This window comes from Citrobacter sp. MGH105, from assembly GCF_001037485.2.
Taxonomy (GTDB): domain Bacteria; phylum Pseudomonadota; class Gammaproteobacteria; order Enterobacterales; family Enterobacteriaceae; genus Citrobacter; species Citrobacter portucalensis.
Window position 1 is genome coordinate 4,515,928 of record NZ_CP073048.1, and the last position, 20,705, is coordinate 4,536,632.

16 protein-coding genes and 1 pseudogene are annotated in these 20,705 nt (G+C 52.1%); 9 read left to right on the forward strand and 8 right to left on the reverse strand.

What is annotated here, in order from left to right; all coding sequences use genetic code 11:
• Positions 1-62 precede the first annotated feature (62 nt).
• Entirely contained in the window at positions 63-314 is a 252-nt protein-coding gene (locus SK35_RS21635; RefSeq protein ID WP_048215068.1) for a hypothetical protein, read from the reverse strand.
• Positions 307-1,451: pseudogene (gene tssD, locus SK35_RS21640) on the reverse strand (type VI secretion system tube protein TssD). The gene SK35_RS21635 and the pseudogene tssD overlap by 8 nt, the downstream one beginning before the upstream one ends.
• Before the next feature lie 332 nt (positions 1,452-1,783).
• On the opposite strand from tssD, the gene yncE reads away from it, so the two are divergent.
• Both yncE and SK35_RS21650 read left to right on the forward strand, forming a co-directional pair.
• Positions 1,784-2,854 (forward strand): 7-bladed beta-propeller protein YncE, encoded by a 1,071-nt coding sequence (yncE, locus tag SK35_RS21645; protein ID WP_048215069.1) that lies wholly within the window; start codon positions 1,784-1,786, stop codon positions 2,852-2,854.
• 84 nt (positions 2,855-2,938) lie between these two features.
• Entirely contained in the window at positions 2,939-4,948 is a 2,010-nt protein-coding gene (locus SK35_RS21650; protein ID WP_048215070.1) for a TonB-dependent receptor domain-containing protein, read from the forward strand.
• A gap of 57 nt (positions 4,949-5,005) precedes the next feature.
• On the opposite strand, the gene SK35_RS21655 is transcribed toward SK35_RS21650, so the two are convergent.
• Genes SK35_RS21655 through tamA form a run of 3 tightly spaced genes read right to left on the reverse strand, consistent with a single transcriptional unit; the run spans position 5,006 to position 10,859 of the window.
• A complete protein-coding gene (locus tag SK35_RS21655; protein ID WP_003025723.1) occupies positions 5,006-5,350 on the reverse strand; it encodes a gamma-glutamylcyclotransferase family protein in 345 nt (114 codons plus the stop codon).
• A gap of 2 nt (positions 5,351-5,352) precedes the next feature.
• Positions 5,353-9,129, reverse strand: coding sequence for an autotransporter assembly complex protein TamB (tamB, locus tag SK35_RS21660; protein ID WP_048215071.1), 3,777 nt, complete (start codon positions 9,127-9,129; stop codon positions 5,353-5,355).
• A complete protein-coding gene (gene tamA, locus SK35_RS21665) occupies positions 9,126-10,859 on the reverse strand; it encodes an autotransporter assembly complex protein TamA (RefSeq protein ID WP_048215072.1) in 1,734 nt (577 codons plus the stop codon). The genes tamB and tamA overlap by 4 nt, the downstream gene beginning before the upstream one ends.
• 212 nt (positions 10,860-11,071) lie before the next feature.
• On the opposite strand from tamA, the gene msrA reads away from it, so the two are divergent.
• Positions 11,072-11,710, forward strand: coding sequence for a peptide-methionine (S)-S-oxide reductase MsrA (msrA, locus tag SK35_RS21670; RefSeq protein ID WP_003830412.1), 639 nt, complete (start codon positions 11,072-11,074; stop codon positions 11,708-11,710).
• 272 nt (positions 11,711-11,982) lie between these two features.
• Positions 11,983-13,323: a hemolysin family protein gene (locus SK35_RS21675; RefSeq protein WP_003025713.1), complete on the forward strand. Its 1,341-nt coding sequence runs from the start codon at positions 11,983-11,985 to the stop codon at positions 13,321-13,323.
• 66 nt (positions 13,324-13,389) lie between these two features.
• Here SK35_RS21675 and SK35_RS21680 read toward each other — a convergent pair whose 3' ends face one another.
• On the reverse strand, positions 13,390-13,596 hold the full coding sequence (locus SK35_RS21680) for a DUF1107 domain-containing protein (protein ID WP_003025710.1): 207 nt from the start codon (positions 13,594-13,596) through the stop codon (positions 13,390-13,392).
• A 328-nt stretch (positions 13,597-13,924) separates the two neighbouring features.
• Between SK35_RS21680 and SK35_RS21685 the strand changes: the two genes are divergently transcribed.
• Positions 13,925-14,482 carry a YtfJ family protein gene (locus tag SK35_RS21685; RefSeq protein ID WP_048215073.1) on the forward strand — a complete coding sequence of 186 codons (558 nt, stop codon included), beginning with the start codon at positions 13,925-13,927 and terminating at the stop codon, positions 14,480-14,482.
• Here the strand turns inward: SK35_RS21685 and cysQ are convergent.
• Complete coding sequence (gene cysQ / locus SK35_RS21690) at positions 14,472-15,212, reverse strand: 3'(2'),5'-bisphosphate nucleotidase CysQ (protein ID WP_008786026.1); 741 nt, start codon at positions 15,210-15,212, stop codon at positions 14,472-14,474. The genes SK35_RS21685 and cysQ overlap by 11 nt on opposite strands.
• A gap of 188 nt (positions 15,213-15,400) precedes the next feature.
• Between cysQ and cpdB the strand changes: the two genes are divergently transcribed.
• Positions 15,401-17,344, forward strand: coding sequence for a 2',3'-cyclic-nucleotide 2'-phosphodiesterase (gene cpdB, locus SK35_RS21695; RefSeq protein ID WP_048215074.1), 1,944 nt, complete (start codon positions 15,401-15,403; stop codon positions 17,342-17,344).
• A gap of 47 nt (positions 17,345-17,391) precedes the next feature.
• Here the strand turns inward: cpdB and SK35_RS21700 are convergent, their stop codons facing one another.
• On the reverse strand, positions 17,392-17,772 hold the full coding sequence (locus tag SK35_RS21700; RefSeq protein ID WP_032934267.1) for a winged helix-turn-helix transcriptional regulator: 381 nt from the start codon (positions 17,770-17,772) through the stop codon (positions 17,392-17,394).
• Between the two features lie 90 nt (positions 17,773-17,862).
• Here SK35_RS21700 and SK35_RS21705 point away from each other — a divergent pair, with 90 nt between their 5' ends.
• From SK35_RS21705 to SK35_RS21715, 3 genes are all read left to right on the forward strand, one after another.
• Positions 17,863-18,711 carry an SDR family oxidoreductase gene (locus SK35_RS21705; protein ID WP_048215075.1) on the forward strand — a complete coding sequence of 283 codons (849 nt, stop codon included), beginning with the start codon at positions 17,863-17,865 and terminating at the stop codon, positions 18,709-18,711.
• 81 nt (positions 18,712-18,792) lie between these two features.
• Complete coding sequence (locus tag SK35_RS21710; protein ID WP_032944272.1) at positions 18,793-19,617, forward strand: AraC family transcriptional regulator; 825 nt, start codon at positions 18,793-18,795, stop codon at positions 19,615-19,617.
• A gap of 76 nt (positions 19,618-19,693) precedes the next feature.
• Positions 19,694-20,659 (forward strand): DMT family transporter, encoded by a 966-nt coding sequence (locus SK35_RS21715; protein ID WP_048215076.1) that lies wholly within the window; start codon positions 19,694-19,696, stop codon positions 20,657-20,659.
• Positions 20,660-20,705 lie beyond the last annotated feature (46 nt).

Consider the following 20,705-nt stretch of genomic DNA (forward strand, 5'->3'; position numbering starts at 1 on the left):
CAGATAGCACACCGGAAAGAAAGGAATCGATTAACCACTGACTGGCATTGGTCATTCTGCTATTAATCTCCTGAATGACGGTTTTTTACATACTCATGCCCTTCATCAGTAACCCGATAGTCAGGTTGAGTAGCATTTTCGATATCAATGATTTCTACAAGGCCCTGATCAGCCAAGCTATTAACAATTCTGACTACATTACCAAAACCTGGAATATCTCTTACAGAAAGTACCCGATCAAGAAGATAACAATTCCAGTTTTTGTCTTTCTCAGCCATAACTTTCAGTACGTTAAATTCAATTTCATTAATCATCTAGTATCGCATCCGGGTGATATAAATCTGAAGCTTTTAGGTTATACTCTTCCAGAGTAGCAGTATGGGCATTATTCCACAGTTCATACCCCTCAAAACCTTCCGGTTCGCCGGTCTCCCAACCTAAATTGCAATAACGCTGGAACTCCCGACATTCATGAGTATAGTAATTCAAATCAACTTGCTCATGGAGGATTTTACCATCAGCAATGTCCTTCAAGCGTTTAATCATTACATCATTGGCAGGATCATGCTTAAACCGCGACACATGCTTTTCTACGACAGCTATACCGTCATAGTTGATAGTGACACCATCCGTGGTTAAATTCTCAATAGGCCCTCCAGCTAAATCGGGATTAAAAGGGCGTCCTGATGATATTCCTCTGGCACCAAAATGCTCCAATTCCTTAAGTACCCGAATCTCCGATTCTAACTCCATCCTCCCAAGTCCATAACCTGCGGCAATTGAGGCCGCTATGATGGCAGTACTGACCGTTTTCTCATTAAGAACCTGGTCATAGCCTTTGACGGCATCACCCCCCAATTTTTCTGCAGTATCCCTGAACCCCTCGATGTTGCCGTTATAAATCCCCCCAGCCGCCAGCAGTCGGCCTACACCAGCACTGTTAAGAGTTTGCGTCTGGGGTTTCGGCACAGGAACAAACAGCTTATTGTACTCCGCAGGTAGAGCAAGATAGCTAAACTCAGTATTACTTATCAGATGTTTACTGAGAATATAATCATAACCAACAGATATTGCTTCTGTATGTATCTCGTCATTTATAACTCTCATCTGAATGCTTGATATTGAAGCACCTCTGAGCTGTATATAATAATACTTCTCCCATTGACCATATCTATTTATGCGATAAAACCAAAACTCTAGAAACAGGTTTTCATTGTTATTATCGCATTCATTAATAGTGGTGAGCTTTTATCTATTTGCTTACTGAATGTTAAGCTCTGTAGATTTGCACCTTTTCCTGAATTCGTCACCTCCGAACACAAAGAAAAAACAAATATTTCATTCACATGGTTTCGTTGCCAACGATTACCGATTGAATCAGTTGTACCACATCTACAAGAAATATCACCTTGCTGTTCACCAATAAGTTTAAGATAAACAATATTGCTCATCCATTACTATCCTCCATGTTAGTAAATTTATACCTGAGTAATATTGCCTATGGCGTTTAATTATTTATGCCAGGCAGATCAAATTAAATAATTTTTTTATAACTATAAATACGGAGAATATTATTTCAGGAATAATTAGATATATTAATTAACATAACCTCATTGCAGTAACGGCAACTGAGCTATCGTGATTTTTGCTGTAAATACACACACATAAACCATGCCTATAAACACCTACCAGATTGGGTAGTCACATTTCATTTATCTTAATTGCGAATGAGATTAGATCTCATTATCATCTCAAGCATGTAAATAAATGTGAATAAAAGTCAATGAACCTCCACAATGTGAAGTCCCTGAAACGCTATTCCTGCGTGGCTCTCGCCACAGCACTGTTATTTACCAGCCTGTCCAGCGTGGCGCAGACGCTACCTGAGCAAGATTTTCTGACCCGCGACGTTGGCAACGGCGTGTATGAACTGGCGGTTGATAGCCAGCAGAATGCGCTTTTTGCTGCCTCGTCGCCGTCGTTTGATAAAGATAAAACCAGCGGGCTTATCTATAAACTCGATCTGGAGAAGCTCACCACGACTGAAGTTATCGAAACCAGCCGTCGTGCCTTTGCCACTGCCCTGGATGCAGGAAACCAGGTGCTCTATGTCGGCAACACGCTGGAGGGTTCGGTCACGCTCATTGATACCCGCAGCGGTAAAGAGCTGGCGATACTGCAACTGAGCGAAGCCAAAAACCCGAAAGAAATTGTCCATACCCGCGAAATGGTGCTCGATAAACAGCATCACCGCCTGTACGTTTCCGGCGTGGCTGAAAAGGGTATTGTCTGGGTGGTGGATACGCAAAAGCACGAGAAAATCGCCACCCTTGAAAACATGGGCCAGTATCCGACCGGTATGGCCGTAGATGCCAATAAGAACCGCCTGTATGTCGTAAATGGCCGCAACGAACTTATTACGCTGGATACCACTAACCATCAAATTATTAACCGCTTTAGTATTGAGCCAGGCAAAAAACATTTTTTCCTGAATATTGCTTTGGATGCAAAAAATAATCGCGCATTCCTGACCGATCCTGATTTAGCGGATGTACTGGTTGTTGATATTAATACCGGTAAGGTTATTGCCCCCATTAAGGTTATCAACTCCCTGGCAGTGATATATAACGAAAAGCGCCAGGAAGTGTATATCACCCACCGTAATGCAAAGCGCATCAGCATTGTGGACAGCAAGACTTATCAGGTAAAACAAAGCATTGAAACCAATGCGTTACCTAACAGCCTGGCGCTCTCGTCTGATGCCAACACCCTGTATGTCAGCGTCAAACAGCCGGAAAAAATGACCGGTGTGAAGCCCGACTATGTGCTGAAAATCGACCTCTCCAAATATTAATAATTAAAAACGCTTCTGACACCTTGCAGCTTTTCTGGGCTGCAAGGTGATGCTTTTATTTTTTACTTTTCAGGTGTCTATATTATGAAAACGCGTCAACTTATTACGCTGACAGGGATCGTTGCATTCTCAGGCGGTGTTATTTTCCCCACTCAGGCAGAAGAACTCACCGAAACCTCACGCAATAGCGAAGATGAAATGGTGATCACCGCATCCGGGTTCTCGCAGCAAAAGCGCGAAGCGCCGGCCACCATTTCCGTTATCGATCGTAAAACGCTGGATATTCAGCCGGACCGTAGCATTGGTGAAGCGATTAAAAACCTTCCTGGCGTCTCGGTCACCAACAGCAGCGGTATGAACGCTGGCAGCATTATGATCCGCGGCATGGACCCGTCCTATACCGCGTTTATGGTCAACAGCGTCAAACAAAATACCGGTGAATCTCGCCCTTACGGACATGACATCGGTACTGAAGCCAACTTCTTACCGCCGATGGAGGCCATTGAGCGTATCGAAGTTATCCGCGGGCCCATGTCCTCGCTGTACGGATCAGATGCCATCGGCGGTGTGGTCAACGTGATTACCAAAAAACCGTATGGCGCAAAAGAGTGGACGACGGCAATTGCCGCCAATACCTGGCTTCAGGAACACCAGTATTTGGGTAATACCAGCCAGATGAATCTGTTTACCATGGGGCCGATTGTGCCCGATGTTCTCGGCCTTAGCGTAGCGGCCTACTGGCTCGACCGTCGCGATGACGATCGCAATAACTATTTCGGCAAACACAACCGTAAATCCGTTGATATGACGCTGGGCCTGGCCGCTAGCGAAAATAACCTGTTCGATCTCAATGTGGTCACCGGTGAGCAGGAGAAAAACCGTACCCAGAAGCGCGGCGCGCCGTGGTCATGGCTGTTCGATCGTAACGCCGCCACCCTAACGCATACCGGCTGGTATGCCGACGACACCATCGCAACGACCAACTACATAAACTATGAAAAAGGCCGTTCGAAGTACGTTTATGACAGCCAGTCGCCGCAGTATGTGCAGATGGAGAACTACGTCGCCAATTCGCAAACCACCTTCACGCTCGACAACCATAAACTGACCGTTGGGGCGAATTTCACCCGCGAAGAGCTGAATGACCGCTTTGATGTGGCCAACAAAACGCTGCCCGGATCTGAGCCAGTGACAAAAATCAGCCGTAACGGTTGGGCATTGTTTGCTGAAGACGGCTGGAGCATTGACGACTTCATCCTGACCACATCAGCGCGTATGGACCAGGATGATAACTTTGGCACACATATTACGCCGAAAATGTACGGTAACTGGGCCTTCAGCAATGACTGGGCGCTGAAGGGCGGCGTTTCCGCAGGTTATAAAAAACCTGAGCTGCGTGCGACATCCAGCGACTTTGTCACCCCATACGGCTCGACTGTACCTTATCCCTTCCTGACCGTCGGTAACGACGATCTGAAACCAGAACAAAGCGTTAACTCTGAGCTGGGCCTCTACTGGACGGGGAATGCGCTGTCACTGGATAGCACCGTCTTCTATACGCAGTTCAAAGACAAAATTGCTGAACAAACCATTTGCGAAACCACATCGACGAATCAGTGCTCCGTGAATGGCTACAAGGCGGACTCCGTCAGTAAATACTTCAACGTCAGCAAGGCGGACGTGTACGGCATAGAACTGAATGCCGACTGGCAGATTAGCGCCGATGTAAAAGCCAACGCTAACTACACCTGGAACCATAGCGAACAGAAAAGCGGCGTAAACAAAGGCTACGCGCTCAACGATTACCCGCGCCATATGGCGAACCTGTCGCTGAGCTGGGCGGCAACGCAGAGTCTGGACGTATGGAGTACGGTGAATTACCGCAGCAGTAACCGCAACAGCGGCAATAACTATAAGTACGATGACTACACGATGGTCGACGTAGGCGTACGTTATAAGCTCAATAAGCACACGCAGCTGATGGCAGGGATCTACAACGTGCTGGATGAAGATCCGAAACTGACGACTGCATGGAATGAATCCGCGCAGGTGGAAGGACGCCGCTATAACCTCGGCGCGCGCGTGGAGTTTTAAGCCTTTAATAAACAACGCCACCCGAAGGCGGCGTTGTTTATTCTGGTAGACGATATATCAGTACTGGTCTCTGTCTAACCAGTTACCGCTTTCAATCAGCGTTAAGCCATCAACCGGACGTTGGTACACGTACATCCATGCACTTCCGTACGGCGTTTGAATTAACTGGCGTGCGTATTCACCGCCGCGGGTACGCAGAGCGTCAAGCTCTGCCAGCGTGGCGTTATCAATACGATAAACTTCCCCGTGTACTGTTCCATTTCCCGGAACCGCGCCTGGATAGTGGCCCAGGCTGTACAACTGGTAGTTATCGATACTGAAATTTCCCAGCAACAGGGCATTGGTCATCCAGTGGCTGTTGCCTTGTTTGGTTCGTAAACTGCCGTAGACAAATATTCGCATTGCTAAAACTCGAACTGATAGAGCAAATCAAGTGCCTGATCTACGCCAGACACTGCTTCCAGATATAGCTTAGGCATCAGACGATAACGTAGCGTGAGTGTCGCTAAGGAGTCAAATATACCCACACCATATTTCACCTGCAGACCTGGCAGTACGTATCCGCTGACAACCACCTGAGATGAGTCGCCCACCCCTTGCGTGTCCAGTGCCAGATTGCTTACGCCAAATGTCTCCCCGATTTTACCCACAACCTGACCACTTTGTGCAACCCCCAGACCAATAAGCATTGAAGTCATCGCTGCGCTATCGCTCTGTTCGCTATCCAGCCCTTGTCCACGTAGCAGGTAGGAAAGCGCCATTTGCTGCGACATTGCCGGGTCGGAGAAGATCTCCGCCTTCGGTTCATCGGCGGTACCGGTGACGCGAACGCCAGCGATCACGTCGTCTTCGGTGGCATCTGGGTTACGAATCGCTTCGATGTTGAGCAACGGCTGATCCGGCGGACCGGAGAACAACAGCTCGCCCTTACGCACAATCAGATCCTGACCATAGGCGTGGAAGCGACCGCTCGGGATATTAATTTGCCCGTTAAGCCCCAGACCTTGCTTATCCTGCACCACTTTCAGATCGCCCGTCAGACGCGCTTTCAGACCAAAGGCGTCAAGACGCACGTTGTTACCGACGTGGATGTTCAGGTTGCTGTTGATCGGAATACCGGCGGTCTGCGGTTTCTCCGGCTGCAGATTGTTGTTAAGCATAACCATATCGCTGGAAACCCCAACCGCGCTTTCCGGCAGGTCATGTACCACGATACGCGCCCACGGCACATCCACGTTGCCATCGAGAGTAAACAGGCTCGGCGTGGCTTCAAAGACCACGTCCGGCGATACGTCGAGGCGGACCATCGGCGGTACGGTAATACGTACCCTGCTGCCTTTAGCCGCGACACGCGCCCGCCAGTTGTCTATCTGACTCCAGTCGGCATCGCCGCTCAGGTTAATTTCGCCCTGCTGCGTACGCACCACGCCCGCCAGCGTTGAGCGTGTTCCGGTGAAGTTAACGGCTAACTGGCTTGGCTGCATGTCAAACGGCATGAAGTTACCGTCGATATCCAGACCACTCAGTTGCAGCTGTCCGAGCAACTGCGGGCTTTGCACATCGCCGCCCAGCCGCAGGTTGGCGTTGATCATCCCTGCCGCTTTTTCACCGCGCGAGAAGATGGGGTTCACCATCGCCAGATTGAAGTTGCGAATATTGACGTTACCGCCCAGATTACGACGCCCTTGCGGATCCGTTACCTGCACCTGTCCGTCAAACTGCCCGTTGTTGGTCAGACGAATCAGCCAGCCCAACTCGGCACGGTTATTGTGCAGGTCGGCGGTCAGATTCAGCGTTTCAAACGCCACGGGGAGCGGGGCATCATTCACGCTTTGCGTGACCTTGACGTTACGTCCGCTCAGGGTGACCTGCCCCTGTGGCAGCCCCTCTTTGGTAGTGTCCCAGCTCACATCAGCTTTGCCGGTGAACACTCCGCTGGCCTGGGTTGTCTCCGGCATAAACGGTTTTAGCATAGCCAGGTCGAAGCGGTTAAGATTCACCACCGCGCGACCTTCTGCACCGGCATCAATGGTTTGTGGTACGCACAGCTCCGCATTCGGGTTGTTCCAGCAGTGTGGCCCGATACTAATTTTCTGTTCCTGATTACGATAATCCAGCGCGATAGCCCGGTTGAGCGACCACGGACCGACCGGCGTCTGGAAGCGGGTATTGCTTAACTCCCCTTTCCAGCGCTGTTCTTTGCGATCAAAGCTCCCGGCAAGATCCAGTTGCCCGGAAACCGGCTCACCCTGAATACGTAACTGCAGTTCATGCTGCTTTTCACTGCCTTTGGCGTTGAGCGTTACCAGACCAATATTCACGTCAGGTTGTACAATTCGCTCTACGCGAACGTTGAGATTACCGGCGATTTGCTCGGCCGATTTCACATCGCCTTCGACGCGCACCTGAGCAACGGAAAGTTCCTGCCAGCGCAGACCACGGGCGGTAATATCCGCCAGCAGCTGTGGTGCTTCAACCGTACCGCGAACTTTTACCAGCCCTTTCGCCGTACCGCCCAGCCCCGGCAGCGCGTTATCCAGGCTTGGGGCATCAATCGTCGCGTCGAGGTTGAGGTCTTTAACCCCCAGCTCGCCTTTTACGTCCGCACTGTTGCGTCCCAGCTCCAGATGCAGGCCCGGAATCGTCCACTGCAGGTAACTGTTCCCCTTCAGCGAACCGTTCACATTGACCTTGTTCTGCTTCACGTTGCCGGTCAGCTTCAGCTCCGGAACCTCCATCTGCCAGCTTCCGCCGTACAGACTGCCGCGCGTTTTCACCAGGCCATTCAGTTTTGACGGCCAGTCCGGGATCGCTTTCGCGGTATTGATACCATCCAGCGTTAGCTCCCCGCGCCAGCTGATCGCCTGCTGCCAGTCCACCAGCGCTTTCAGCTCGGTTTTCCCTTCCAGCGCCGCAACGCTGAGTTTGTCGAGATTGATCTGCTGCTCGTTGCCTTTGGCGTCCAGCGTGATAGTAGCTGGAGGAATATCCTGACCTTTCACGGCGGTACGCATCGACAGCGTATAGTCGGTCATCTTGCCGGTCAGTTTGAGCTTGATGTCATCGGCCTGGAACTGTTTCTCACCGGTAAACGGCCAGTAAACCTGCTTACTCACCACCTCAATGTTGAGCGGCAATCCGGCTTCCGCCAGACGCGTCTGCGCACGCAGGTCCATATCCACCGGACCAGACAGATTGACGCCGACTTCCAGCTGTTCGCGCAGCGCGCCGCCAACCTTCAGCTTCACCTTTTCGCCTTTTAATGGATCGACGTTCAGCGTGCTGTTGAGGGTAATATCCACCGGCCATGTGTTGGTGAGCTGCGCCGTACCGCTGGCTTTTACCGTTCCCTGATTCGAGTCGATATCCAGCGCGTCGAGCTTCATGTTGCCGTCAATGCTGCTCACTTTCAGCAGCATACTATGTACTGTTAAATCCGTATCCCCGGTCACGCGCAGCTGCTCGCCGCGAAACTCTTCAATATTGAGATTGAGCGGCAGATGGACATCGGTCATTTCCGGCAGTACCGGCTTTGAGAACAGATCTTTTAGCGTTTCCCCGAGCGGCTTTTCATCCGGCTGTGGGTTTTGAATCTTCGGTTCGACAACCTCTTCCTGTGCCACTTCCGCCACTTTAGGCAGAGCAATCAGCAGCCCCTGTAATGACGTTGGCTTCAACGTCAGCGTTTTTTCCTGCCAGTTCAGGCCAGAGGTAAAATCCAGCACCGAAACCGTGGTGTCATCGATTTTGATATTGATGTTGTTCAGCGCCACGCGCGAAAGCGTGATGGGGTAAGGCGTGGAAAGATTAAGCGGACCGCTCTCTTCTTCCTCAACCGGCGCTGAGGGCGGCATTTTTTTGCTGTCGATCGCCACGTTGATGTTTTTCAGCGCCAGATCGTTGACGCACAGGCTGCTGTCCCACAGACAGTTAAGCCCCACGGCCAAATGCACTTCACCAGCATTCACCGCCACGCCAGGCTGGTCGTAGCGAATATTTTTCAGTGATAGATCCCGCCAGCCCCCGGTGACCTGACCAATTTCCAGACCCGGAACCCAACGATTAGCGGCTTTGAAGATCAGATGCAGGCCCGAGGTGGTACCGACGAGGAACGCCACCGTGCCTAACAACATCAGGATAAAAACCAGCACGCCGAGGCTTATCTTCTTCCATAAACTCATAATTCAGGCCCCAGACCGATGTAAAACTGTAAACCATGTTCATCTTTGTCGCCGACCGGGACGGCAAAGTCGAGCTTGATAGGTCCAACCGGCGATTGCCAGCGTACGCCGACCCCGGCACCGGTTTTGAAATCGCTTCGGCGAATATCGCTGACCGCTTCGCCGCTATCGACAAACATCGCTCCCCACCATTTACCAGTCACGTTGTACTGGTATTCCAGCGAGCCAGTTGCCAGCTTGGAGGCCCCTTTCAGCTTGCCGTCGCTGCCTTCCGGCGAAATAGATTTGTATTTGTAGCCGCGAATACTGCGATCGCCCCCGGCAAAGAAACGCAGGTCCGGCGGCACTTTGTCGAAGTCTCCGGTTTCAATCCAGCCGAGATTACCGCGCATCACAAAGCGATGCCTGTCGTACAGCGTGCGGATCCAGACGTTTTGCGCCTGGAAAACGGAGAAATCAACATCTGAACCCCAGGCCGTGTTCGAGTAATCAATAGAGTAGCGCTGGGAATCGCCCCAGACAGGCATCAGGCCGCCGCGTGAACGCGTCCGGCTGATCATCACGCCTGGATAGAGCAGCATAGTGGTGTTGGTGACATTACCCTGGGTAAAGTGGTCGAGGCTCCAGCGCAGGTTAATCGCGCGCTGCCAGCCGCTGGAGAGGTCCCAGTAACGGGAAACCGCAAGCGTTGTGGAATCCTGCTCGGTGTCGTTTAAATCGGTACGCTTAAAGCCGCCCTGTACCAGGTAATACTGCTCCAGCGGGTTCTTTAACAGCGGCATTTTATAGCTGAAATCAAGCACCTGCTCTGGCGCCGAGATACTGGCGCTGGTCGTCAAGCTGTGACCGTAGGAGTTCATCCACGGCTTTTTCCACGAGGTCTTCACCCGTGGCCCGACGTCAGTTGAATAACCGACCCCGGTTTCGATGGTGTTTTCGGTTCGCGGTGAGACCACGCCTTTCAGGGGCAGCACCTTGGTTTTGCGGGCTTTATCAAACTCCGGTGCGACGACCACGGAATTAAACCATCCGGTCGCCGACAGACGACGGTTCAGTTCGCCCAGATCTTTCGACTCGTACTCTTCACCTTCTTTAAAGGGCACCAGATTTTGCAGATACTCATCGCGAATTTGCGAGCCTTCAAAGGTGACATGCCCAAAGCGATAGCGTTCGCCGCTGTTGTAATCGATATCCCAGAACGCCTGGCGGCGCTCAAGCGCTATCCCGAGCTGGCTTTTATTAAATTCACTGTCGAAATAACCTTTACGCAGCGCCACGCTGGTGAGTGACTTTTTGAAGTTGTCATAGTCCCCCTGATTCAGCACGGTGCCGATTGCCGGGCGTGTTTTCAGCAGATCCAGATAATCTTTATCCGTACGCGCGCCACCGCGCAAAATCACCTCAGTGCCACCAATCAGCACCGGCTCGCCGGGGATCACTTTGGCAATCAGCACCTGGCGGCCTTTTGCCGGCGGTGGACGCAGCTCAAAATCGATGGTCGGCTCAAAGTAGCCCAGCGCTTTTAGCCCTTCGCGGATGGCATCATCAACGCGCGCACGAAAGCGTCGGTCTGGAGTGACTTCATCACTTTGAATCGTGGACAGCTGCGCACGGACGTTTTTCTCCAGCGGTCCTGATAATCCTTCGACCTGTAAGCGAACATTCGCGGCGGCGGCGGAGCCACTTAAGCACAGTAATCCCACCCAACATAACTGACGGATATGTGGCACATTTTCTCCTGAATATCCTTTTTTCCCACCCCTGGAAAAAAATACTATGCCGTTCCTCGGCTTAACAAAAAATCAACAATAAGAGTTGAAAAACAGACGACAACCCAAATATTTCTTATGTTTAACTCTAGACGTATTCACGCCGTTTATTGTGGGCAAAGACGCGTCTCGTTACAACCTTAACCCAAATGACTGATTTCGGGAGAACGGCCATGAGTTTATTTGATAGAAAGCATCTTGTTACTCAAGCAGATGCGCTACCTGGACGCAACACCCCGATGCCAGTGGCAACGCTGCATGCGGTTAACCAACATTCGATGACCAACGTGCCCGACGGTATGGAGATAGCTTATTTCGCCATGGGATGTTTCTGGGGCGTTGAGCGTTTATTTTGGTCATTGCCAGGGGTCTACAGCACAGCGGCCGGGTACACCGGCGGCTACACCCCAAACCCAACCTATCGTGAAGTGTGTTCTGGCGATACCGGGCATGCCGAAGCGGTACGCATCGTCTATGACCCGCATGTTATCAGCTACGAACAACTGCTGCAGGTGTTCTGGGAAAATCACGACCCGGCTCAAGGCATGCGTCAGGGGAACGACCAGGGCACGCAGTATCGCTCCGCCATTTACCCGTTAACGCCGGAACAAACCGCCGCCGCACAGGCCAGCCTTGAACGTTTTCAGGCAGCAATGACCGCCGCAGGCGACGAGCGCACCATTACCACGGAAATCACTACGGCAACCCCGTTCTATTATGCCGAGGACGATCACCAGCAGTATCTGCACAAAAATCCTTACGGATATTGTGGCATTGGTGGTATTGGTGTTTGCCTGCCCCCACAAGGATAATTTCCCCCTCTGGCGACTTTACAGTACCTTACGCTATACTAGCTTCTGAATTTACCGGCTCACTTCCACGAGCCGGTTTTCAATGAATATTCCATTGGATTTATACTCTAAGGATTTCGAGTTGCAGGCAGGCGGCAAACTCGTGAATCCCCAGGAGCATAGAGAACTATGTGACTGGGGTGAATGAGTGCAGCTAACGCACCTGCAGCTTGAAAGACGACGAGTATCAACTTCTCCCTTCCGAGGATCTGACCCGAACGGTCGGATAAGATATGTTAAACAGTATTTTAGTCATTCTCTGCCTGATCGCCGTGAGTGCGTTTTTCTCGATATCTGAGATCTCGCTTGCTGCATCACGCAAAATAAAACTTAAACTGCTTGCCGATGAAGGCAACGTAAACGCACAACGTGTTTTGAAGATGCAGGAAAACCCCGGCATGTTTTTTACCGTCGTGCAAATTGGCCTTAACGCGGTCGCCATTCTCGGCGGTATCGTCGGTGATGCAGCATTCTCTCCGGCGTTTTACAGCCTTTTCTCGAAGTACTTCGCTCCAGAGCTGTCCGAACAGTTAAGCTTTATTCTGTCGTTCTCGCTGGTTACTGGCCTGTTCATCCTGTTCGCGGATTTAACCCCGAAACGCATCGGTATGATTGCGCCAGAAGCTGTGGCTTTGCGTATCATCAACCCGATGCGCTTCTGCCTGCTGGTCTTCCGCCCGCTGGTGTGGTTCTTTAACGGTCTGGCAAACAACATTTTCCGTCTGTTTAAGATCCCAATGGTGCGTAAAGACGACATCACCTCGGACGACATTTACGCCGTGGTCGAAGCGGGTGCGCTGGCGGGTGTTCTGCGCAAGCAGGAGCATGAGCTGATTGAAAATGTATTCGAACTGGAATCCCGTACCGTCCCGTCTTCAATGACCTCGCGCGAGAATATTATCTGGTTCGATCTCCATGAAGATGAGCAAAGCCTGAAGAACAAGGTGGCGGAACATCCGCACTCCAAATTCCTGGTGTGTAACGAAGATATCGACCACATCATTGGTTATGTTGATTCAAAGGATCTCCTCAACCGCGTACTGGCGAACCAAAGCATGGCGCTGAACAGCGGCGTACAGATCCGCAATACGCTGATCGTCCCGGACACGCTGACGCTCTCTGAAGCGCTGGAAAGCTTCAAGACCGCAGGCGAAGACTTTGCCGTCATCATGAACGAGTACGCGCTGGTGGTGGGGATTATCACCCTCAACGACGTTATGACGACGCTGATGGGCGATCTGGTAGGCCAGGGTCTGGAAGAGCAGATTGTGGCACGTGATGAAAACTCATGGTTAGTCGACGGCGGTACACCGATTGATGACGTAATGCGCGTGCTGGATATCGACGAGTTCCCGCAGTCCGGCAACTATGAAACCATCGGCGGCTTTATGATGTTCATGCTGCGTAAAATCCCGAAACGCACCGACTCGGTGAAGTATTCAGGTTACAAATTTGAAGTGGTGGATATCGATAACTACAAGATCGATCAGCTGCTGGTGACGCGTCTGGACAGTAAACCTACCGTTCTGGTACCAAAACTGCCAGATGCAAAAGAAGAGGCCAAGGCGTCTTAACGCCTTACAGAAACATCAACGGCTCCCATCAGGAGCCGTTTTTTTAACTACTGCATAGCACTTTGATCAAGCCATCTCAGTTTGCAGACGCAAGACCTGACGGTTAACTTCGGACATCACGGAAAAATGCAGCTTGTCCTTCACTTTTGGGATAAGAATCTTACCCTTATCAAATTCAAAAGCGCCTACATCCTTGATATATAACCGTCCACGAAACAGGATCTTCACGTACTTCGCCACCTGCAGCGGGTTGTATCGTTGGAAAATTTTCATTGTTGTCTCCTGCTGAGCATTACGCCTTTGCGGTACCACAATCGGTCCGACAATCCTCAGGCGCAAATTTTAATGCCCTATGACTATAGACTATCTCGTTGATGTTTCCAGCGTGTATAAGTTTATTTACCTTCAAGTTACAATTATTCAGAATTATCTTTTCAACGCTTCGCTGTCTTCAGTATAAGCCTTCATTTTTCGCAGGATTTGTGCGCCCGTCCGCAAACTGGCATCGCGCTTGCGGGAAAAAGCATCATTCGCACATATGATTAAATTCCAGACCCAAGTGGTCGGATCACCTGCAAAATAAAAGAAAGAAGGAAAACCTATGACCTTACGAAAACTGCTGGCGCTGTCGTGCCTGCTACTGCCGATGATTGCCTCCGCACATAAGTTTGAGACTGACCAGCGCGTACCGCCGGTGGGGATCGCCGATCGTGGCGAACTGATTCTTGATAACGATAAGTTTAGCTACAAAAGCTGGAATAGCGCGCAGTTGCCAGGCAAAGTGCGAATTGTGCAACACATTGCCGGACGCACCTCCGCCAAAGAGAAAAATGCGACGCTGATCGAGGCAATCAAAGCCGCCAACCTGCCGCACGACAAATACCAGACCACCACTATTGTCAACACGGATGACGCCATTCCCGGCTCCGGTATGTTTGTGCGCAGCAGTCTGGAGAGCAATAAGAAGCTCTACCCGTGGTCGCAATTCATTGTCGACAGCAATGGCATTGCGCGTAAAGCCTGGCAACTGGATGAAGAGAGCTCCGCTATCGCCGTACTCGACAAGGACGGACGCGTGCAGTGGGCAAAAGATGGCGCATTAACGCAGGAAGAGGTGCAGCAGGTAATTGCCCTGCTGCACAAATTACTCAGTAAATAGAGACGCGGAAGCCGGGGTTGAGGAACGATTCACGTGGGGTGTAATCCAGAGGTTTCCCCTGCCAGTCGTGAACGTGCGCTCCGGCTGCGGCTGCAACGGCATGGCCAGCGGCGGTGTCCCACACGTTGGTTGGCCCAAAACGCGGATACAGCTGTGCGTGCCCTTCCGCCACCAGGCAGAACTTCAGCGATGAGCCAATCGACGTGGTCTGGTGCTCACCCAACTGTTGCAGATATTCTTTTAACTCATTGTCGGCATGCGAGCGGCTAATGACCACCAGCGGCGGACGCGCGTCACGAACCTGAATTTGTTTGCGTACGCCGCACTCTTCTTTCCACGCTTTACCTTCTGCTGCGCTGTACATCACTTTCATTACCGGCGCGTAAACCACGCCCAGAACCGGCTTTCCTTTCTCGATCAGCGCAATATTGACGGTAAATTCACCGTTACGCTTAATGAACTCTTTGGTCCCGTCCAGCGGGTCCACCAGCCAGTAGCGCTGCCAATGCTGGCGAACATCCCAGCCAGGAGGCGCCTCTTCAGACAGAACCGGAATATCCGGCGTCAGCGCCAGTAATCCTTCGAGGATCACCGTATGTGCGGCGATATCTGCCGCCGTGACCGGAGAATCATCCTGCTTGCTGGTAATCTCCATCGGTTTGATTCCATCGTAGACCTGCATAATGGCATCGCCCGCGTTCCGTGCAAGCTGGCATACATGTTCTAGCATTCTCCACCTCGTTTCTGTCAGTGGTGTTAACTCGTTGTTTTACTTATACCCGATCGTCAGGGGATCCGCCAACTGTGATAGCGTCTGCGGTTTTAAACGCTATATTCATGTCATGATTCACAGTTCTGTAAGCAAGAAGATTTATATACATTTTCTTTTGTGGCTTAGATCTTAAAAGGATGCCCCTGATGATTAAGTTTAGTGCAACGCTTCTGGCAACGCTGATTGCAGCCAGCGTCAATGCCGCGACCGTCGATCTGCGTATAATGGAAACCACTGATTTGCATAGCAATATGATGGATTTCGATTATTACAAAGATACACCGACTGAAAAATTTGGTCTGGTACGTACGGCAAGTCTGATCAACGCTGCGCGTGGTGAAGTCAAAAACAGCGTGCTGGTTGATAATGGCGATCTGATTCAGGGCAGCCCGCTCGGGGATTACATGGCGGCCAAGGGGCTGAAAGCGGGCGAAACTCACCCGGTATATAAGGCGCTGAATACCCTGGATTACGCGGTGGGTAACCTCGGCAACCATGAATTCAACTACGGTCTGGAGTATCTGCACAACGCGCTGGCCGGGGCGAAATTCCCTTACGTTAACGCCAATATCATCGACGTGAAGACCAAAAAGCCGCTGTTTACGCCTTACTTGATCAAAGACACTGAGGTGGTCGACAAGGAAGGGAACAAGCAGACGCTGAAGATTGGCTATATCGGCTTTGTTCCACCGCAGATTATGACCTGGGATAAAGCCAACCTCAGCGGCAAAGTCACGGTGAACGACATTACGGAAACTGCACGCAAATACGTTCCGGAAATGCGGGAAAAAGGCGCCGATGTCGTGGTGGTGGTTGCTCACTCCGGGCTTTCTGCCGACCCATATCAAACGATGGCGGAAAACTCCGTTTATTACCTCAGCGAAGTACCGGGCGTCGATGCCATTATGTTTGGTCACGCTCACGCCGTCTTCCCGGGTAAAGACTTTGCCAATATTAAAGGCGCAGATATCACAAAAGGTACGCTGAATGGGGTTCCTGCGGTGATGCCGGGTATGTGGGGCGATCACCTGGGCGTGGTGGATTTAGTGTTGACTAACGACAGCGGTAAATGGCAGGTCACTCAGGCGAAAGCCGAGGCGCGCCCGATCTATGACGCCGCAGCCAAAAAATCACTGGCAGCAGAAGACAAAAAAATCGTTGAGATCCTGAAAGCCGATCACGACGCCACGCGTGAGTTTGTCAGCAAACCGATCGGTAAATCCGCCGACAACATGTACAGCTATCTGGCGCTGGTACAGGATGACCCGACCGTACAGGTGGTGAACAACGCGCAGAAAGCCTATGTGGAACACTTTATTCAGGGCGATCCGGATCTGGCAAAACTGCCGGTACTTTCCGCCGCCGCGCCGTTTAAGGTCGGTGGACGCAAGAACGATCCGGCAAGCTTCGTAGAAGTCGAAAAAGGTCAGTTAACCTTCCGTAACGCCGCTGATTTGTATCTCTATCCCAACACTCTGGTGGTGGTGAAAGCCAGCGGTAAAGAGGTGAAAGAGTGGCTGGAATGTTCCGCCGGGCAGTTCAATCAGATTGATATCCACAGCAGCAAACCACAGTCGTTGATTAACTGGGATGGCTTCCGTACCTATAATTTCGACGTGATTGACGGCGTGAATTATCAGATTGATGTTTCACAACCCGCCCGCTACGACGGTGAATGTCAGACCATTAACCCGAAAGCGGAACGTATTAAAAATCTGACCTTTAACGGCAAACCAATCGATCCGAATGCCACCTTCCTCGTCGCGACCAACAACTACCGCGCCTACGGCGGTAAGTTTGCCGGAACCGGAGACAGCCACATCGCGTTTGCGTCACCAGATGAAAACCGCTCGGTGCTGGCCGCATGGATTGGTGCTGAGACGAAGCGTGGCGGTGAAATTCACCCGGCGGCAGATAACAACTGGCGTCTGGCGCCAATTCATAGCGACACACCACTGGATATTCGCTTTGAAACATCACCGTCTGATAAAGCCGCGGCATTTATTAAAGAGAAAGGCCAGTATCCGCTGAAGAAAGTCGCGACCGATGACATCGGTTTCGCTATTTATCAGCTGGATTTAAGTAAGTAATTTTCGTGCCGGATGCGGCGCAATAGCGTCTTATCCGGCCTACAAAACTACGCAGCCCGTTCGTCCCGCTGCGCTAAAACCTGCGGCAAATTCAGTTCTATCCAGTCCGCCAGCGCGGCGACTTTATCGCTCACCTGCTCACCCAACGGCGTCAGGCTATACTCCACGTGCGGCGGTACCACCGGATACGACACCCGATTGATAAACCCGTCATGCTCTAACGCTTGCAGGGATTGCGCCAGCATCTTTTCACTGACCCCGCCCATCTTACGGCGCAAATCACTGAAACGGTGCGTACCGTCGCGCAGCGCCACCAGAATCAACACGCCCCAGCGGCTGGTGACGTGTTTTAACACCTCACGGGAGGGACACTGTTCGGCAAACAGGTTGCCATCGCGTAATTGCTGGGAAAGCGTCGAAGCTGTCATTTTTATACTAACCTTTTTGTGCGTACTTACTAAAAGTAAGTTTAGGTGTTAGCGTGATTAAACACAAGACCAATACCAAGGAGTCACCCCATGATCGCAATTACTGGCGCCACCGGCCAACTGGGCCAACACGTTATTGAATCTCTGCTGAAAACCGTTCCTGCCAGCCAGATTGTGGCAATTGCGCGTAATCCCGCTAAAGCGACGGCGCTTAGCCAGCAGGGCATTACCGTTCGTCAGGCGGATTACAGCGATGAAGCCGCCTTTACAACTGCCTTACAGGGTATCGACAAGCTACTGCTGATCTCCTCCAGCGAAGTGGGACAACGTGCCCCGCAGCATCGTAACGTGATTAACGCAGCGAAAGCCGCGCACGTGAAATTCATCGCCTACACCAGCCTGCTGCACGCCGACACCTCCCCGCTGGGGCTGGCTGATGAGCATGTGGCAACTGAGAAGATGCTGGCTGAATCCGGTATCGCCTACGCGCTGCTGCGTAACGGCTGGTATACCGAAAACTATCTCGCCAGCGCACCGGCTGCACTGGAACATGGCGTGTTTATCGGGGCTGCAGGTGAAGGCAAAATTGCCTCAGCGACCCGCGCCGACTATGCCGCTGCCGCCGCGCGCGTCATCAGTGAAGACGGTCACGCCGGTAAAACTTATGAACTGGCGGGCGACGCAGGCTGGACCCTGAGCCAGTTGGCTGCCGAGCTGGCAAAACAGAGCGGTAAAAAAGTGGTGTATCAGAACCTGAGCGAAGCAGATTTTGCCGCCGCGCTAAAAGGTGTAGGCCTGCCTGCCGGGCTGGCGGACATGCTGGCTGACTCAGACACTGGCGCCTCCAAAGGTGGTCTGTTCGACGACAGCCATACGCTGAGCAAACTGATTGGTCGCCCGACAACCTCGTTGGCTGACAGTGTCAAAGGCATCGTGTAAGTGTTAAAAATTAGTTAATTGTGGTGGCATCCCCGCGCATCCTCTCTGATAATGACAGGATGATGCGTGGGGAGAGAAAACGTGCAAGGTGTACCTGAGCAGTTTATTGATGAGAAAGACAGCGCCCGCTTTCGCCATCTGGCGCAGGTGCCGGGCGTTGAGCTGTATCATGCACACATCTCGCGTTACGCTTTCGAGCCACACACCCATGAAGCGTTTGGCATTGGCGCGATAGAAGCCGGAGCCGAACGTTTTCGTTATCGCGGCACGCAGTATGTTGCCCCCGCCCATTCCGTCGTCACCATGAATCCCGATGAGCTGCATACCGGCGAAGCCGAAACCGCCGACGGCTGGCGCTATCGGATGATTTACCTTGAACCCGACCTTCTGGAAGAGGTCACCGGGATCCGCCACTGGTGGTTTCATGACGTAACGCGTCACGATCCGCTGCGCTCGCGCCAGATCTGCTCGCTGATCCACGGCCTGTGGAACACGGAGGATCCGCTGGCGCAAAAAGGACTCCTACTCGATCTGATCGACACGTTCCAGCCGCTGGCCCGCCATGCGCCGGTATTGCCGGAGGGGGCGCATCGCTTTGAACGGGTACGCGAGTATCTGCATGATAATTATATGCATCCGGTCACGCTCGACGAGCTGGCGCGGGTTGCATCGCTGAGTCCCTGGCATTTTCAGCGCCAATTTAAGTCTCATTTCCACGTCACGCCGCACCAGATGCTGATGGCGATCCGGCTGTGGCGAGCCAAAGGTTTTCTCACTTACGGTATGCCCGCCGCAGAGGTCGCCGCCGCAACCGGCCTCACCGACCAGTCGCATCTCACCCGCGCGTTTACCCATCGCTACGGCATTACGCCGGTACGTTATCAGAAACAAGTCGTCCGGCGTTGATCAGCAATCTCATACAATACGGCGGCATTTTTCCTGCCTACACTCGACTTATTGTTAAACGATGTGGATGTCCAAAATGATTAGCGGTGTGTTGTATGCCCTGTTGGCCGGGCTGATGTGGGGATTAATTTTTGTTGGACCGCTGATCGTACCGGAATACCCGGCGGTATTGCAGTCGATGGGGCGTTATCTGGCGCTGGGGCTGATCGCATTGCCGATTGCCTGGCTGGGACGTGCGCGCCTGCGTCAACTCGTGCGGAAAGACTGGGTAACTGCGCTGACGCTAACAATGATGGGGAATCTGATTTATTACGTTTGCCTGGCAAGCGCCATCCAGCGCACCGGCGCACCGGTCTCCACAATGATTATTGGTACATTACCGGTGGTGATCCCAGTCTTCGCTAACCTACTCTACAGCCAGCGTGACGGCAAATTATCATGGTGGCGTCTGTCGCCTGCGCTGGTATTGATTGGTATAGGACTGCTGTGCGTGAATATCTCGGAGCTGAATCAGGGGTTACCAGACTTTAGTGGCTGGCGTTATGGCTCAGGTATCGTGCTGGCGCTTGTTTCGGTGGTGTGCTGGGCGTGGTATGCGCTGCGTAACGCCCGCTGGCTGCGCGAGAATCCGGATAAGCACCCGATGATGTGGGCGACGGCCCAGGCTTTGGTAACGTTGCCCGTTTCTCTGCTCGGTTATATTGCCGCCTGCCTGTGGCTGAACGGGCAAACGCCGGACTTCGCTCTGCCCTTCGGTCCGCGTCCGGGTGTGTTTATCGGCCTGATGATAGCCATTGCGGTATTGTGTTCGTGGGTTGGCGCACTGTGCTGGAACGTCGCCAGCCAAAAATTACCGACGGTGATCCTCGGCCCGCTGATTGTCTTCGAAACGCTGGCTGGCCTGTTGTACACCTTTATTCTGCGCGAGGAATTTCCACCTCTGCTGACGGTAAGCGGAATAGCACTGCTGATGGTTGGGGTGGTGATAGCCGTCAGAGCCAAGCCGCAGAAACCGAGCGTCGTGGTGGTTTCACAATCATAATATGCCGGATGGCGCTGCTTATCCGGCCTACAAGGACTGTACGATA

What these genes read in the sequence shown, in the direction of transcription:
- SK35_RS21635 (WP_048215068.1), bottom strand. Translation starts at nt 314, where the DNA reads ATGATTAATGAAATTGAATTTAACGTACTGAAAGTTATGGCTGAGAAA.
- yncE (WP_048215069.1), top strand. Translation starts at nt 1,784, where the DNA reads ATGAACCTCCACAATGTGAAGTCCCTGAAACGCTATTCCTGCGTGGCT.
- SK35_RS21650 (WP_048215070.1), top strand. Translation starts at nt 2,939, where the DNA reads ATGAAAACGCGTCAACTTATTACGCTGACAGGGATCGTTGCATTCTCA.
- SK35_RS21655 (WP_003025723.1), bottom strand. Translation starts at nt 5,350, where the DNA reads ATGCGAATATTTGTCTACGGCAGTTTACGAACCAAACAAGGCAACAGC.
- tamB (WP_048215071.1), bottom strand. Translation starts at nt 9,129, where the DNA reads ATGAGTTTATGGAAGAAGATAAGCCTCGGCGTGCTGGTTTTTATCCTG.
- msrA (WP_003830412.1), top strand. Translation starts at nt 11,072, where the DNA reads ATGAGTTTATTTGATAGAAAGCATCTTGTTACTCAAGCAGATGCGCTA.
- SK35_RS21675 (WP_003025713.1), top strand. Translation starts at nt 11,983, where the DNA reads ATGTTAAACAGTATTTTAGTCATTCTCTGCCTGATCGCCGTGAGTGCG.
- SK35_RS21680 (WP_003025710.1), bottom strand. Translation starts at nt 13,596, where the DNA reads ATGAAAATTTTCCAACGATACAACCCGCTGCAGGTGGCGAAGTACGTG.
- SK35_RS21685 (WP_048215073.1), top strand. Translation starts at nt 13,925, where the DNA reads ATGACCTTACGAAAACTGCTGGCGCTGTCGTGCCTGCTACTGCCGATG.
- cysQ (WP_008786026.1), bottom strand. Translation starts at nt 15,212, where the DNA reads ATGCTAGAACATGTATGCCAGCTTGCACGGAACGCGGGCGATGCCATT.
- cpdB (WP_048215074.1), top strand. Translation starts at nt 15,401, where the DNA reads ATGATTAAGTTTAGTGCAACGCTTCTGGCAACGCTGATTGCAGCCAGC.
- SK35_RS21700 (WP_032934267.1), bottom strand. Translation starts at nt 17,772, where the DNA reads ATGACAGCTTCGACGCTTTCCCAGCAATTACGCGATGGCAACCTGTTT.
- SK35_RS21705 (WP_048215075.1), top strand. Translation starts at nt 17,863, where the DNA reads ATGATCGCAATTACTGGCGCCACCGGCCAACTGGGCCAACACGTTATT.
- SK35_RS21715 (WP_048215076.1), top strand. Translation starts at nt 19,694, where the DNA reads ATGATTAGCGGTGTGTTGTATGCCCTGTTGGCCGGGCTGATGTGGGGA.